We start from the raw sequence: 14,874 nt of genomic DNA, 5'->3' as shown, positions 1-14,874 counted from the left end.
TTTACAAATCCGCTGGCTATCAGTTTATCATTTAATTTCCAAATATCAAGGCGCGACCCTAGATCATGGGATGTAAGGAGACTACCCATGTCGCCCGCCCCTTCGGTCGCGGTCTCCCGCGCCGGCTTCAATCTGCTACCGCTCTATATCGGCCTGTTCTGTCTGCTCTGGAGCTTTGCCTTCGTCGCCGGCAAGGTCGGCGTCACCGACTGCCCGCCGCTGATCCTGCTCACGGCGCGATTTTCGCTCGCGGGAATCCTGATCCTCGGCATCACGGCGCTGCGCGGCGAGGCATGGTCCTCGCTGACCTGGCGCGATGCCGGCATTTTTGCGATTCTCGGCGTTGCCAACAACGCGCTTTACCTCGGCCTCGGCTACACCGGTTTGCAGACGGTATCGGCCGGCCTCGGCGGCCTGATCGTCAGCGCCAATCCGGTTTTCACTGCCGTGCTTGCGGCGTTGTTTCTCGGCGAGGCGCTGACCTGGCGCAAGGTGGCGGGACTTTTGCTCGGCATCTCCGGCGTCGCCTTCATCGTCTGGCACCGCATGTCTGTCGGAACCGACAGTTTTCACGGCATCCTGTTCACGCTGTCGTCATTGGCCTCGATCGTCGTCGGCACCATCCTGTTCAAGGTGCTGGCGCCGAAAGGAAGTCTCTGGGTCGGCAATGGCGTGCAGAATCTCGCAGCCGGCATCGTGCTGCTGCCGTTCGCGTTCACGCTCTCCAGCGTCGGCGACATCGTGCCGAGCGCGCGGCTCGCCGGCGCGTTCGCTTTCCTCGTGCTCGGGGGCTCGATCCTGGCTTACCTGCTCTGGTTTCATCTCCTGAAAGCATGTGGCGCGACGGCTGCGAGTGCCTATCACTTCCTGATGCCGCCGCTCGGCATGCTGTTCGCGTTCCTCGTGCTCGGCGAACACGTCGAATTGCGCGACCTGCTTGGCATCGTTCCCGTTGCCCTCGGCATTTATCTGGTGACCCGTCCCGCTGCGGCGGCCGGTTAATCTTCGCAAGGAGTAAGTCAATGACAGTTACCATCACCCTGATCGGCGGCCCGACCGCGCTCATCGAAGTCGACGGCTTCCGGCTGCTGACCGATCCGACCTTCGACGAGCCCGGCGCCTATCAACTGCCGCACGTGAAACTGGAAAAGCTGGTCGGTCCCGCTGTCAGCGCGCATGATATCGGCGAGGTCGATGCCGTGCTGCTCAGCCATGACCAGCATTCGGACAATCTCGACCATTCGGGGCGCGATTTTCTCAAATCCGCCAGGCGCGTGCTGACGACGGAGATTGGTGCAAAGCGGCTCGGCGGCCATGCCGAAGGCTTCGCGCCATGGGCGTCTACGCAGTTGGCCGGCAAGAACGGTCATTCGCTGACCGTTACCGCGACGCCGGCGCGTCACGGCCCGGCGGGAATCGAACCGCTGGCGGGTGACGTGATCGGCTTCGTGGTTTCGTCGAGCAGGCCGGGCAGCCGTCCGATCTACATCAGCGGCGACACCGTCTGGTACGACGGCGTTGCCGAAGTGGCGAAGCGGTTCAAGGCTGGCGTGGTGCTGCCGTTCGCGGGCGCGGCACAAACCCGCGGCCCGTTTCACATCACGATGGACACCAACGACACGATCGAGACCGCGCGCGCATTCCCGGATGCGGTGATCGTGCCCGTACATACCGAAGGATGGAAGCATTTCCGCCAGAGTGCGAACGATCTGCGCGCAACCTTCGACACGCTGGGCTTTGGACAGCGTTTGCGGATTCTGGAGCCGGGCGTAGCCACGATCATCGAGCCGCTGCGCGCTGCGTGACGGACCTCCATGGGGCAACGAACAAGCTCGTGGTCTGGAACCTGTGCCCGTCAGGTTCGTTGTTCGCCGGGCTGGGCTCTTGGCATGTCAGTTCGCAACAAGTCGCATCCAAAGCACCACGCCCATACGGGCGCCGGAAACAACAAACCGGCAGCGCGGGCCAAGGCACATCGTTCGTTTCGCCTTCGCGACGCGCTCAAAGCGCTCGGGCCCGGCCTGATCACTGGCGCCTCCGACGACGATCCGTCCGGGATCGGCACCTACAGCCAGGCCGGCGCACAGCTCGGCTACGGCATCGGCTGGACCATGCTGCTGACGTTTCCGCTGATGGCGGCGATCCAGGAGATATCCGCCCGCGTCGGCCGCGTCACCGGGCATGGTATCGCGGGCAATGTGAGCCGGCATTATTCGCCATGGTTGCTCAATGTGGTGGTGGCGCTGCTGTTCATCGCCAACACCATCAACATCGGCGCCGATCTCGGTGCCATGGCGGATGCGACCAAGTTGCTGATCGGCGGCCACAGCATCGTTTATGTGGTGCTGTTCGGCGTAACCTCGGTCGCGGCGCAGATCTTCCTCGATTACGGGCGCTACGTGTCGGTGCTGAAATGGCTGACGCTCAGCCTGTTCGCTTATGTTGCCGCGCTCGCCTTTGCGAAGGTTTCGTGGGATGACGCGCTCGTCGGCATTCTCGCTCCGCGCCCGACCTGGAGCGTCGATTATTTCACCACCATCGTCGCCATCCTCGGCACCACGATCTCGCCCTATCTGTTCTTCTGGCAGGCCTCGCAGGAAGCCGAAGATCAGCGCGTCGACAAGACCAAGCGGCCCCTGATCGAAAAGCACCACGGGGCGCAGCGGGAATTCAACCGCATCCGCGCCGACACCATCATTGGCATGGCGTTCTCCAACTTGATCGCATTGTCGATCATCGTAACCGCCGCGGCGACGCTGCATGCGACAGGCAAGACCGATATCCAGAGCTCGGCGGACGCGGCCGAAGCGCTGCGTCCGATTGCCGGCCCATTCGCGGAAGCAATCTTTGCGCTGGGCATCGTCGGTACCGGCCTGTTGGCGATCCCGGTGCTCGGCGGCGCCGCGGCTTATGCCGTTGGCGAGGGACGGCGATGGCCGGTCGGGCTCGCGCGCAAGCCCAAGGCCGCCGCCGCGTTCTATGCGACGCTGGCGCTCTCGGCTGGCATAGGCATCGCGTTGAACTTCACGCAGATCAACCCGATCTCGGCGCTGTACTGGAGCGCGGTCATCAATGGCGTGCTCGCCGTGCCCGTGATGGTTTTGCTGATGCTCATGGCCCGGCGCAGGGACGTGATGGACCGCTACGTCATCAACGGTCCGCTCTGTTGGCTCGGATGGCTGTCCACCGCGGCGATGCTGCTCAGCGTGGTCGCGATGGGAATCGGACATTTCATCGGGAAGTAAGCAAAGGCTTCATCCCAGCGGTCCGAACATCGCCCCAAGCTTTGCCCGCTGCGGCGATTCCAGTTTTCCCTACCTTCCGTCGTCAGCCCGCAGGGTTCAATGTCGCAGCCAAACTGTTTCAGACGATGACGCTACGGCGCGATCGTCAACACCGCCTTCATGTTCGGATGGTACCGGCAGTAATATTCAACACTGCCGGCCTTCTTTAGCACCGACGTCACGGTCTTTTTCGGCGGCGTGGTGACATCAAAATCGCCGTTGCGCGCGGTCGCGGTGTGGGCGAACACGTCCTTGTTGATCCATTCGATGGTGTCGCCGACCTTGGCCGAGACTTCGGCCGGCGCAAACACCAGATCGTCGATCGTGATCCGAATCGTCGCCGCACACGCCGGGACGACCGTCGCGCCAAGGAGCAGGGCAGCGATGAAAGGCGGACAGCGTCCCGGAAGCATGGCGGACTGCTATTTCAGCTTGGTGGCGATTTGCTCGGCGTGCTGCTGGTGGCCCTGAAAAATCTTCAGTCCGGTCTGCAGCAGGCTCTTCAGCTCGGCATTGCTGGCTGATGGAATCAACTGCGTCTCCAGCGCGCCGTTGACGGTCTTGTGGTAGGCGATCTCGTGGGCGACATAGGCCTTGTCATACTCCGCGCCCTTCAACTTGTTGAGCTCGGCGAGCTTCTCGGTGGCCTGCTTCGACAGCGTCTTGCTGGTGTCGTTGTCCTCCGGCGTGACCTTCAGCTTCTTGACAAGATCCAGCGCCTGCTTGTTCACCGCCTCATGGTCGCGCACCATGTCTTGCGCGAACGCCTTGACGTCCTTGTTGCTGGCTTTCGCGATCGCCTGCTTGGCGGCGTTGATGTCGATTACGCCAGCGGTGTAGGCGATATGTGCGATCTGCGGATCGGTGGGCTTTGCCCCCTGCGCCAGTGCGGCGCTGCCAAGAAGGCTCAATGCGGCGATCGCCGCACTCAATCGAATGAACATGGTCTGACACTCCCGTGGCGCCGGGCGCGAGCACCCGGCGCATGTTGGTTGCACTGGAGTTGGATGAAGGAGACGGGCGAAGGTTCCGGGAAAATCGGCCTTGTTGCAGCATTCGGGCCTGCATGGTTCGCCCGGCGATGCGAGGCATCGTCCGGAGACGCACGGCTTCGCCGTGCCCCTCACCATGAGGTGTTAGACCTCATCCGAAGGAGCGCGCGTCGCGCGTGTCTCGAAGGATAGAGCCCCGCTGTAAAACGGAAGTATTAATGCCCCAGCCGCTTCAGCACGGCATCCGTCAGCCGCTCGCAACGCCGGCCGGCAAAGGGAAACGCCTCCATCACCACCGGGCCGATCTTCCTCTCGACGATGTCGCGCAGCATGGTGCGGGCGCGGTGCAGTCGGGTTTTCACCGTCTCCGGCTTCAGCCCAAGAATTTCGGCGGTTTCTTCCACATTCATCCCCTCGATCACGCGGGTGATGAAGACGAGACGAAACGCCTCCGGCAATTCATCGATGGCGTGTTCGACGACATGCTGAATTTCACGCTGGGCCATGGACTTTTCCGGATCGTCGGCGGCAAGAGGAAACTGGATGATCTGGGCTTCCAGCGTGCCCTGCGGCAATGAGTCCAGTTCGATGGTGGGGCGCTGACGCCGCAGGCGGCCGAGCGCCTCGTTCATGGCGATCCGCGACAGCCACGTCGACAGGCTGGAATCGCCGCGAAAGCGTTCCAGATGGGTGAAGGCGCGGACATAGGCCTCCTGCACGACATCCTCGGCCTCCCCATCGTTGCGCAGAATGCCGCGGGCGAGCCGATACAGCCTCCGATTATTCGCCTGCATGATCGCGCGCACCGCCGCCTCGTCGCGGGCCAGTGCGCGGCGTACCAGCTCGGCGTCGCCGGTATTGAGGGGCGCGATGTTCGGTATGTAGGCCTGGCCCATGATGTCCACCAATAGCAGGGGTATCGGGATTGGACGCCGCAGGGGCCAGCAGGTTCCCGAAATATTTGGCTGCGTGCCCAACATTCGGGGACGACTTATGGGAGATGGGGCGCTGCCGTTCCAGCAAGAGCCTTTCAATTTTGCGATAGAAGCCATGTCCACATTCAAATTCCTCGAACCCTCGCCGCGATCTATTCTGCAGCCAATCAACCCTTGGAATCGCAGAGGAAATTGAGCCCGATGGCGGAAGCAGCAAAATCACGCGCCGAGGCCGCACCGGCGCTGCCGACGTGGCCGGACGAGATCTACCGCGTGCTCAAGGACGTCGGCATTCGCCAGGTTGCGATGGTCCCGGACGCCGGCCATAGCCGCCTGATCCGTTCGTTCGAGGCCGATCCCGAAACCCGCGTCGTCACGTTGACAACGGAGGAAGAGGGCGTGGCGATGCTGGCGGGCGCGTGGCTCGGCGGCGAGCGCGGCGTGCTGCTGTTGCAGTCGAGCGGCGTCGGCAATTGCATCAACATGCTGTCGCTGCCGGTCATCTGCCACATGCCGCTATTGATGATCGTCACCATGCGCGGCGATTGGGGCGAGTTCAACCCGTGGCAGATCCCGATGGGGCAGGGCACGCGGCCCTCGCTGGAGGCCATGGGCGTGATCGTGAACAAGGTCGACGAGCCTGATCTCGTCGCCTCCACCGTGCAGGGCGCGGCGAATCTTGCCTTCAATACCTGGAAGCCGGTGGCGGTCCTGATCGGCCAGCGCGTGCTTGGCGCCAAGAACTTCAAGGAGCTTGCCCGCAAATGAGCAATCCGAACGCGCTGCTGCATCGCCGCGACGTCGTCAACGAACTCTTGCGCGACCGCGCCGATCTTCTCGTCATCGCCGGTCTCGGCGCGCCGAATTGGGACGTCTCCGCCGCCGGCGACCATCCGAACAATTTTCCGCTCTGGGGCGCGATGGGCGGTGCGTCCATGATCGGGCTCGGGCTGGCGCTGGCGCAGCCCAAGCGTAAGGTGCTCGTCATCACCGGCGACGGCGAGATGCTGATGAATGTCGGCTCGCTTGCCACGATCGCGGTGGAGGCGCCGAAGAATCTCACGATCGCCGTCCTCGACAACGAGCGCTTCGGCGAGACCGGCATGCAGAAGACCCACACTGCCTCAGGCGTCGATCTCGCCGCCATCGCGACCGCTAGCGGCATCCGCACCTCCCGCATCATTCGCACGATGGCCGAAGTGACCGAACTGCGCGACCTAGCGCATGAGGGGCGCGGAACGGCCTTTGCGCAGATCAAGATCAATCCCGAGGCGCTGGTGTTCGTGATGCCGCCGGCCGATGGCGTGATCCTGACGACACGCTTCCGGCAATCGCTGCTGGGAGACGAGGCGCTCTTTAACTGAAGCGCAGTTACGTCGTCATGTTGATCTTCCAGCGTCCTTCCCGGGAAAGCTGTTGAATCTCCGAGACGATCAGCGTCGCGATCGTGGTCGTTGCGATCGACGGCGGGTGGGCGATCGGCGAGGCCAGAATCAGTTCGCGCGACACGGCGGGGCTGATGGCAGCCATCTCCAGCCGCTTCGCCGCCACCTCGGTGCGGATCGCCGAGGGCGGCAGCAGCGTATAGCCGAGCCCTTCCTCCATCAGGCTGATCTGGGCGCGGTAGGAATCGACCTCGATCATGGCCTCTAACTTCAGTTTTTCGCGCGTCAGCGCCTTTTCCAAGAGCGCCCGCAAGCCATGCGAGATGCTTGGCAGGATCAGCTTCTGCTTCACCAGCCATTTGAGATCGACCTGCTTACGCTTGTTCAGGTCCGATCCTGGCGGTCCGACGGCGACGATATCCTCGCGGCCGATCGACTGGACCTGAAGATGAAGATCGACGGCAGGACCATAGATGATCGCGAGATCCATCTCGCCCCGGTGCAGCCACTCGACCAGATGGCCGCCATAGCTCTCCACGATGCGCAGCGAGACGTCGGGAAACTCGTTGAGGACGCGGCGGGCAAACCGCCCGGACAGAACGGCGCTGACCGTCGGCACCATCCCGAGGATGACGCGGCCCGACGGATTGCCGTTCGCCGATTTGAGGTCGTCGCTGACCTGCTCGATCTGGCGGATCAGGCCGGTGGTGCGGTCGAGCAGCATCCGGCCTGCGCTGGTCAAGAGCATGCCGCGCCCGTTGCGGACGAACAGCTCGACGCGAAGCTCATGCTCGAGCAGCTTGATGTGGCGGCTCAGCGCCGGCTGCGCGGCACGCAGCCGGTCCGCGGCCTTGCTCAGGCTTCCAAGTTCGGCTACGGCCCGGAAAGTCCGCAATTGTTTGAGATCCATCGGGTGCCCAGAGTGCCTATTCTGCAAGCGATCATATGCCGTTTTCGGAATCTCCGTCCATGACCGTACCCTCAGTTACCCCCTCGCAAGTTCGCGCCGCGCTGCTGCTGCGCGAGGAAATCGCGCTGCTCGATGTCAGGCACGAGGCCGTGTTCGCCACCGGACATCCTCTGTTTGCCGCCAACATGGCGGCCGACCGGATCGCGCTCGAAGCGGTGGTGCGGCTGCCACGCAAGGACGTGCCGATCGTGCTCTATGACGCCAGTGAAGGCCTGGTCAGCGCAGCGGCGGACCACCTGAAAGCGTTGGGCTACACCAATGTCCGCCAGCTCGATGGCGGGTTGCAGGGCTGGAAGTCGGCGGGCTATGAGGTGTTCGAGGACGTCAATTCCTACGCCAAGGCCTTCGGCGAACTGGTCGAGTCGCGCCGGCACACGCCGTCGCTGGCGGCCGAGGAGGTCGGCGCCCTGATTGCGAGCGGCGCCAATATCCAGATTCTCGATGTCCGCCGCTTCGATGAATACGCCACCATGAACATTCCTGGCTCCATCAGCGTGCCCGGCGCCGAACTGGTGCTGCGCGCCGGCCGCGCCGCGCCGGATCCCGAGACCACCATCATCGTCAATTGCGCAGGCCGCACCCGCTCGATCATCGGCACTCAGTCGCTGATCAATGCCGGCGTCGCGAACAAGGTGCGGGCGCTGCGCAACGGCACCATCGGCTGGACCCTGGCCAAGCAAAGTCTCGAACACGGCAGTGACAGGCGTGGCGAGATCGGCGCCATCGAGAGCGGCGAAGCCAATGCACGCGACGTCGCCTACCGCGCCGGCGTACGGCACATCGGGCTTGAGGAAACGGCGGCGCTGCAGGCGCAACCCGATCGGACGCTGTACCGCTTCGACGTCCGCTCCGAAGAGGAATATGCGGCCGGCCACCTCGCGGGCTTTCGCCATTATGCCGGCGGGCAGTTGGTACAGGAGATCGACATGGCGGCCCCAGTGCGCGGCGCCCGCATCGTACTGACGGATGATAGAAGCGTCCGCGCCGACATGACCGCGTCCTGGCTCGCGCAGATGGGCTGGGAAACTTACGTGCTCGAAGGCGGTTATGACGGCGCGCTGGAGGTTGGTTCGCCGCTGGCCATCCCAAAGCCGGACCCGTCACACCGCTATCGCCGTCCCTATGAGGGCACCGATGTCAAGGAAAGCGCGATGCAAGCCTATCTCGATTGGGAATACGGCCTCGTCGAACAGCTCCGCCGCGATGGCACGCACGGATTCTTCGTCATTTGAGCGGACTTGTCTCGCCGCAGCTCGAAGAGCGAAGGCGGAAGCGATACCCATCATTCATCCGCGCCGAGACTGACCAATTTCTCCGCCGAATAATTCTCGCCGATCGACAGCGCGCAAATCCGCGAAAGCTGTACATAAGAAAGGCCGGTCTCCTCTGCCCATTCGTTGAACTGCGCCTGCACTTTCGCGAGATCGCGCTTGGAGGTAACTGTCTCCGCAATGTCGAGCCCGGCATCGCGCAGGCACAGCACTACGTCTCTAGAGGTGACGAATCCGTCCCAGCCGAGGAAACGCAGCATCATCTGCCCGGTATTGCCGCCGAGCCGGCTGCCGCGCTTGGCCAGCAATTCCAGCAATCCGGCCTGGTCCGACGACGGCCAATCCGCCAGGAACTTGCCGAAGCTACCGTGCTCCTTCGCAACGTCACGGACGAAACCGGCATTGGCGCGCACCGACATGATCTTGGCGCCGTTGCGCACGATGCGGATGTCCTTCATCAGGCCGTCCCAGAAATCATCCGGCTGCAGCGTCAGCGGCCCAGGTTTGAAGCCGAGAAACGCCTTCTCGAATCCCGGCCATTTGCTCTCGATCACGCTCCAGGCAAAGCCCGCGCAGAACACTCGCTTGGTCATTTCGGCGAGAATCTGGTCGTCGCCGAGCTTGGCGAGCGCTTTCGGGTCCGGCTTGGCCGGCAGCAGCTTGGCGAGTGCCTTCGGCCCGCCCTTGCGCTTCTCGGCGCGGACCCGGATGGTCTTGAACGCGGTCACGGTGCACGGCCCCTTCGAATGATGGCTAAGTTGAAAACCACGGCTGAAATACCCGGAAAGCCGTAGTGTAGCGGATCGTCCCGGAATTCCCAGCCGGCAGCGTGGAAGGTTAACCGTCGCAGAAGTGATCGGCTGATCTGCAAAGAATGGATGGCGTCCTGGCTGGATTTCGCCTAAAGCATCCCCACCTCATTCAAATCCGTCAGGCCGTGCGGCTGCGCGTCGTCAATGCGCAGCTTTTTAAGTCATTTCGGTTCGAGGCGCCCTTTTCATTTTCCCGGCCGACAGTGCCAACCAAGGTCTGACATCTCGTGACATCACTGCCCGCAAATGCGCCGCTCGCCCGAGCTTTGGCGGAACGCAACTATGATCGGCTGACGCCGGTGCAGACGGCGGTGCTGGCCGACGATGCTGATGGCCGTGACCTGCTCGTTTCCGCGCAAACCGGCTCCGGCAAAACGGTCGCCTATGGACTGGCGATTGGAACGAACCTGCTGGATGGCGCCGAACGATTCGAGCGGGCTGTCGCGCCCCTTGCATTGATTGTCGCGCCGACCCGCGAGCTTGCGCTTCAGGTGCACCGCGAACTCGGCTGGCTCTATCAGCATGCGGGCGGGCGCGTGGTTTCCTGCGTCGGCGGCATGGATCCGCGCCGCGAGCAGCGCGAACTGGCCGCGGGCGCCCATATCGTGGTCGGCACGCCGGGGCGACTCTGCGATCACTTGCGGCGCGGCCGGCTCGACGTTTCGGTATTGAAGGCGATCGTGCTCGACGAGGCTGACGAGATGCTCGATCTCGGCTTCCGTGAGGACATGGAATTCATCCTGCAGGCCACGCCGGACGACCGCCGCACGCTGCTGTTCTCGGCGACCTTACCGCCCGGCATCGTCGCGCTGGCAAAGGAATATCAGCAGGATGCCTTCCGTGTCGAAGTCGCGGGCGACGAAGGCGGCCATGCCGACATCGAATACCGCGCCATCCGGATCGCCGCGGGCGATGTCGACCATGCCGTCGTCAATCTCCTCCGTTACTTCGAATCGCCGGGCACGCTCGTGTTCTGCAATACGCGCGAGGCCGTGCGGCATCTGCAGGCAACGCTGTTGGAGCGCGGCTTCTCGGTGGTGGCGTTGTCGGGGGAGTTGACCCAGAACGAGCGCACGCTGGCGCTGCAAGCCTTGCGCGACGGCCGTGCCCGCGCTTGCGTTGCGACCGACGTTGCCGCGCGCGGCATCGATTTGCCGAACCTCGACCTCGTCATCCACGCCGATCTACCGAACGATCCGGAAGTCATGCAGCATCGCTCCGGCCGCACCGGGCGCGCCGGTCGCAAGGGTGTCAGTATATTGCTGGTGCCGCCGGCGCGGCGGCGTCGTGCGGACATGCTGCTCAAGCTGGCCGGCATCGACGCAGCCTGGGGCCTGGCGCCGCAGCCGGATGAAATCCGCAAGCTCGATCAGGAGCGGTTGCTGCGGGACGAGCTGTTCGTGGCTGAGACGACGCCCGACGATCTGGCGCTCGCGCAGGCGCTTCTGGCGGAACGGTCGGCGGAAGAGGTTGCGGCGGCACTGGCGCGGCTCTATCGCGCGCGATTGCCTTCTCCCGAGGACATCGTCGATCCCGGCGAGGAGCGCGTCAAATCTCGTGCCGAGCGCGCCCGCGAGCGGGCCGATCGCGAGGCTGGAAGGGGAGTGAAGCCAACGAAATCCTCGACGCGCCACCGCATGGCGGAGGACGCCGTGTGGTTCAGCGCCGCGATCGGACGCCGGAAGAACGCGGAAGCGCGTTGGCTGCTGCCGATGTTGTGCCGCCGCGGCAGTATCAAAAAGGAAGATATCGGCACCATCCGTATTCTCGACACCGTCACCGAGTTCGAGATTTCCGCGCGCGTCGCCGGCCGTTTCGCTGCGCGAATCCGCCGTCCCGACAAGGAAGACAGCATTCGCATCGAGGCGATGAAAAGTACCCCGTCGCGCGAAGAAGCTCGCGAGCAGGAATGGACACCGAAGCCGCACGGCAAAAACGCAAAGAACCCTGACCGGGCAGGGTTTGACAAGGAAATGCATTACGATAGGAAGAAGCCGCATCGGGACAAGTTGGCCCACGCCGGTAAACCGCGGCGCGAACGCGAAGCCCCCGCGGCGCCTGCATTCGATAAGAAGAAAAAGAAGAAGTTTCGCGGCTGACCGGCATGACCCAGACCTCGACGGCCCCACCGCGGCTTGCGCACGGATGACGTCAGCGCGCCGGGCCTAAAGCGAGCCTCAAGGCTTCGTCAAGCTTCCTCACGTCCATTTGTCTCGCGCGACGAAACTCCTGTGAAATATTTCACAGGCCTTTTTCGCGCCCGCTGACATTTTGCCCGCGCGAAACCCACACACCAGCACGCGGGGCATCAGCGATGCATACTCACTCCGTTGAAGACGAGCCCACGCAGCGAGCGAAGCATACCGGGTTCTTTGCGCGTATCCTCGAAGCGCTTCATCGCTCGCGGCGCCGCGACGCAATCCGGGTGCTGCGCCGCTACCGTCGTCTGATTGCCGGCCAGGCTCAGGTTCGTCCCGCGAAGCCCCCGCCGCAATCTTGCCAAACCGCAAAGAGCAACCGCAATGCCCACGGAAATGGCGCGCCCGTCCGCGCCGATCGCAAGGCGCAGCGGGGCGCCGGCACTCGATTCGCGTAACGGAGCGCCGCCAAGCTTCGCTTCGCTCGCCGGCATTCCATCCTCGTCATGGTCCTCCATGTCGCCGGTACCGCCATGCTCGACCGCTCACGGCGGGTTCCCGGCGAGGCATTATTGCATTCCGGAACATCATGAGGTTGGCTTTCGCCGGACCATTCTTGTGCTATTGCTGCTGTCAGGCGCTTCGCTCGCTTTGGCCTGATTTGTGTCATCATGGCCGAAGGTTGCGACGCCTCAAGAATCCTTCAGCATTGGCCGAAAGAATCATGACCGCACCTGAGCGCAACGCTTCCGTCTCGATTGATCCCGTAAAGCTCGACCGCCTCGCCGAAGTCGCGGTCAAGGTCGGCTTGCGGCTGCAGCCGGGGCAGGACCTGCTGCTGACCGCGCCTTCGGTCGCGCTGCCGCTGGTGCGCCGGATTGCCGTACATGCCTACAAGGCCGGCGCGGGTTTGGTGACCCCATTGCTGTCGGACGAGGCGATCACGCTGGCGCGCTACCGCTACGGCCACGAGGCCGGTTTCGATCGTGCCGCCAACTGGCTCTATGAGGGCATGGCGAAGGCGTTCGGCGCCAACACCGCGCGGTTGGCCATCGTCGGCGACAATCCGATGCTGCTGTCGGGCGAGGACCCGGTGAAGGTGGCGCGGGCCAGCAAGGCCAATTCGATCGCCTATCAGCCGGCGCTGGAGAAGATCGTCAATTTCGATACCAACTGGAACATCATCGCCTATCCGAGTCCGTCCTGGGCCAAGCAGGTTTTCCCTGACGTCCCCGAGGACATCGCGGTGGCAAAACTGGCGGATGCGATCTTTGCGGCGTCCCGCGTCGATCGGGATGGCGCCGTCGCCGCCTGGGAAAAACACAACGCCGTGCTGCGCGAGCGCACCGAATGGCTGAACGGCCAGCGCTTCCACGCGCTGAAATATTCCGGCCCGGGCACCGATCTGACGATCGGTCTTGCCGATGGCCACGAATGGGAGGGCGGCGCCTCGACCGCGAAGAACGGCATTACCTGCAATGCCAACATCCCGACCGAGGAAGTCTTCACCACGCCGCATTGCCGGCGCGTCAGCGGCCATGTCGTCTCCTCCAAGCCGCTGTCCTATCAGGGCACGCTGATCGACAACATCGCGGTCAGGTTCGAGGAAGGCCGCATCGTCGAGGCAAAGGCCTCACGCGGCGAAGAGGTGCTCAAGAAGGTGCTCGACACCGACGAGGGCGCGGCGCGCCTCGGCGAAGTGGCGCTGGTGCCGCATTCCTCGCCGATCTCGAAAAGCGGGCTGCTATTCTTCAACACGCTGTTCGACGAGAACGCCGCCTCCCATATCGCGCTCGGGCAGTGCTACTCGAAATGCTTCGTGGGCGGTGACAAGCTGACGCCGGAGCAGATTGCGGCCCAAGGCGGCAACAAGAGCCTCATTCATATCGACTGGATGATCGGATCGGCCGAAACCGACATCGACGGCATTCACGCCGACGGAAGCCGCGTGCCGGTATTCCGCAAGGGCGAGTGGGCGTAGCGAACGGTTTATCTCGGTCGCGATCGGTCGAGCTCGAGCTTGTAGAAGTCGATCGCCGTCTTCGAGAACAGCGCGGTCTTCTCGTTTTCGCTGTGTTGCGCGGCGATACGCTTGAAGGCGTTGAAGATAACCTGATAGCTGCACTGGCCCTTGTCGGGCGGAAAATTGCTTTCGAACATGCATCGATCGGGTCCAAAGGCCTCGATGCAGGTTTCGATATAGGGACGCCACGCGGCGGCGGCCTGTTCGGAGGACGGCGGCTTCGGGCGCAGGTGAAAGTCGTAGCCGAGCAGGCACATCGCAAGCCCACCGAGTTTGACCACGACATTCGAACATTTGGCGATTTCCTGGATCGAGGCCTTCCATTCCGGGAACACTTCCTCGCGCCTGCCGGAAAAACGGCCGATGCCGACCGGGCCGCCGCAGTGATCCAGCACAATCCGGGTCTCGGGAAAGGCGCGGGCGAGATCGGTAAGTTCGCCGATCTGCGGATGAAACAGCCAGGCGTCGAAGCTCAGGCCCAATGGCGCGAGGCAGGCAAAGCCTTTGCGGAACGTATTGTCGAGCAACAGCCCCTGCGGCCGTGTCGCATACATGCCGGCGACGCTGGGATCTGCATCCCAGGCCGAGGAATGGCGGATGCCGCGGAAGCGGCCGTTGCCGGCGGCGATCTCCGCTTCCAGCACGCCCTTCGCGCCTTCGCCGAGCAGCAGGTTGACGTGGCTGACGATGCCGGCGCAGATCGCAGCCTTGCCGTAACCTCCGCTCGCCGCCATCGCCGCTACGCCATTGGCGAACTCGACTTCGCCGACGGGGCGGAACGCTTCCGGCCCGTGCGCGCGGTACATCGAGCGGCAATCGACATAAACTGTCGCGATGATGTTGTGGCCGGAGGCGATATCGGCTGCCATCTCCTCGATCATGTAGCGCAGGCCGCCGCGGTCCCAGAGATGGTGATGCGGGTCGACGATCGGACGGGCGGGATCGATGATCTCCTCGGTGTGTTGCGCCAGCCAGTCTTCGCGGGGATCGGCATAGAGCCCGCTTCTGGAGGCGGGTGCAGTGCTGGCCATGGACGTCGCTCCCTTGATTGTTGTTGCCCGTCA

The 14,874-nt window shown here is 63.5% G+C and carries 15 protein-coding genes; 8 read left to right on the top strand and 7 right to left on the bottom strand.

What is annotated here, in order from left to right; translation table 11 throughout:
- Positions 1–87 precede the first annotated feature (87 nt).
- The 3 genes from LMTR13_RS35980 (at position 88) to LMTR13_RS35970 (ending at position 3,245) form a co-directional block, all read left to right on the top strand.
- Positions 88–1,002: a DMT family transporter gene (locus LMTR13_RS35980; protein ID WP_065731880.1), complete on the top strand. Its 915-nt coding sequence runs from the start codon at positions 88–90 to the stop codon at positions 1,000–1,002.
- A 20-nt stretch (positions 1,003–1,022) separates the two neighbouring features.
- Positions 1,023–1,805 (top strand): MBL fold metallo-hydrolase, encoded by a 783-nt coding sequence (locus LMTR13_RS35975; protein WP_065731879.1) that lies wholly within the window; start codon positions 1,023–1,025, stop codon positions 1,803–1,805.
- 84 nt (positions 1,806–1,889) lie between these two features.
- The gene (locus tag LMTR13_RS35970; RefSeq protein WP_083219364.1) at positions 1,890–3,245 is read left to right on the top strand and encodes an NRAMP family divalent metal transporter; all 1,356 of its coding nucleotides are present in this window, start codon (positions 1,890–1,892) and stop codon (positions 3,243–3,245) included.
- A gap of 131 nt (positions 3,246–3,376) precedes the next feature.
- Here the strand turns inward: LMTR13_RS35970 and LMTR13_RS35965 are convergent, their stop codons facing one another.
- From LMTR13_RS35965 to LMTR13_RS35955, 3 genes are all read right to left on the bottom strand, one after another.
- A complete protein-coding gene (locus LMTR13_RS35965) occupies positions 3,377–3,697 on the bottom strand; it encodes a cupredoxin domain-containing protein (RefSeq protein WP_065731878.1) in 321 nt (106 codons plus the stop codon).
- A gap of 9 nt (positions 3,698–3,706) precedes the next feature.
- Positions 3,707–4,228, bottom strand: coding sequence for a DUF4142 domain-containing protein (locus tag LMTR13_RS35960; RefSeq protein ID WP_065731877.1), 522 nt, complete (start codon positions 4,226–4,228; stop codon positions 3,707–3,709).
- A 263-nt stretch (positions 4,229–4,491) separates the two neighbouring features.
- On the bottom strand, positions 4,492–5,172 hold the full coding sequence (locus tag LMTR13_RS35955) for an RNA polymerase sigma factor (RefSeq protein WP_065731876.1): 681 nt from the start codon (positions 5,170–5,172) through the stop codon (positions 4,492–4,494).
- A 240-nt stretch (positions 5,173–5,412) separates the two neighbouring features.
- On the opposite strand from LMTR13_RS35955, the gene LMTR13_RS35950 reads away from it, so the two are divergent.
- Positions 5,413–5,979, top strand: a complete 567-nt coding sequence (locus LMTR13_RS35950) for a thiamine pyrophosphate-binding protein (protein ID WP_065731875.1) — start codon at positions 5,413–5,415, stop codon at positions 5,977–5,979.
- Positions 5,976–6,575 carry a thiamine pyrophosphate-dependent enzyme gene (locus LMTR13_RS35945; protein ID WP_065731874.1) on the top strand — a complete coding sequence of 200 codons (600 nt, stop codon included), beginning with the start codon at positions 5,976–5,978 and terminating at the stop codon, positions 6,573–6,575. The genes LMTR13_RS35950 and LMTR13_RS35945 overlap by 4 nt, the downstream gene beginning before the upstream one ends.
- A 7-nt stretch (positions 6,576–6,582) precedes the next feature.
- Here the strand turns inward: LMTR13_RS35945 and LMTR13_RS35940 are convergent, their stop codons facing one another.
- The gene (locus LMTR13_RS35940; RefSeq protein ID WP_065731873.1) at positions 6,583–7,506 is read right to left on the bottom strand and encodes a LysR family transcriptional regulator; all 924 of its coding nucleotides are present in this window, start codon (positions 7,504–7,506) and stop codon (positions 6,583–6,585) included.
- Positions 7,507–7,565: 59 nt separating this feature from the next.
- Here LMTR13_RS35940 and LMTR13_RS35935 point away from each other — a divergent pair, with 59 nt between their 5' ends.
- Positions 7,566–8,798, top strand: a complete 1,233-nt coding sequence (locus LMTR13_RS35935; protein ID WP_065731872.1) for a rhodanese-like domain-containing protein — start codon at positions 7,566–7,568, stop codon at positions 8,796–8,798.
- Positions 8,799–8,848: 50 nt separating this feature from the next.
- Here LMTR13_RS35935 and LMTR13_RS35930 read toward each other — a convergent pair whose 3' ends face one another.
- Complete coding sequence (locus LMTR13_RS35930) at positions 8,849–9,565, bottom strand: DNA-3-methyladenine glycosylase I (protein ID WP_065731871.1); 717 nt, start codon at positions 9,563–9,565, stop codon at positions 8,849–8,851.
- 311 nt (positions 9,566–9,876) lie between these two features.
- Here LMTR13_RS35930 and LMTR13_RS35925 point away from each other — a divergent pair, with 311 nt between their 5' ends.
- Positions 9,877–11,748, top strand: a complete 1,872-nt coding sequence (locus LMTR13_RS35925) for a DEAD/DEAH box helicase (protein ID WP_083219363.1) — start codon at positions 9,877–9,879, stop codon at positions 11,746–11,748.
- 209 nt (positions 11,749–11,957) lie between these two features.
- Here LMTR13_RS35925 and LMTR13_RS35920 read toward each other — a convergent pair whose 3' ends face one another.
- Complete coding sequence (locus LMTR13_RS35920) at positions 11,958–12,305, bottom strand: hypothetical protein (protein WP_065731869.1); 348 nt, start codon at positions 12,303–12,305, stop codon at positions 11,958–11,960.
- A gap of 206 nt (positions 12,306–12,511) precedes the next feature.
- On the opposite strand from LMTR13_RS35920, the gene LMTR13_RS35915 reads away from it, so the two are divergent.
- A complete protein-coding gene (locus LMTR13_RS35915) occupies positions 12,512–13,768 on the top strand; it encodes an aminopeptidase (protein WP_065731868.1) in 1,257 nt (418 codons plus the stop codon).
- Positions 13,769–13,776: 8 nt separating this feature from the next.
- Here LMTR13_RS35915 and LMTR13_RS35910 read toward each other — a convergent pair whose 3' ends face one another.
- Positions 13,777–14,841: an amidohydrolase family protein gene (locus LMTR13_RS35910; protein WP_065731867.1), complete on the bottom strand. Its 1,065-nt coding sequence runs from the start codon at positions 14,839–14,841 to the stop codon at positions 13,777–13,779.
- Positions 14,842–14,874 lie beyond the last annotated feature (33 nt).

This window comes from Bradyrhizobium icense, from assembly GCF_001693385.1.
Classification (GTDB): domain Bacteria; phylum Pseudomonadota; class Alphaproteobacteria; order Rhizobiales; family Xanthobacteraceae; genus Bradyrhizobium; species Bradyrhizobium icense.
This window is presented reverse-complemented; position numbering and strand designations above follow the sequence as displayed.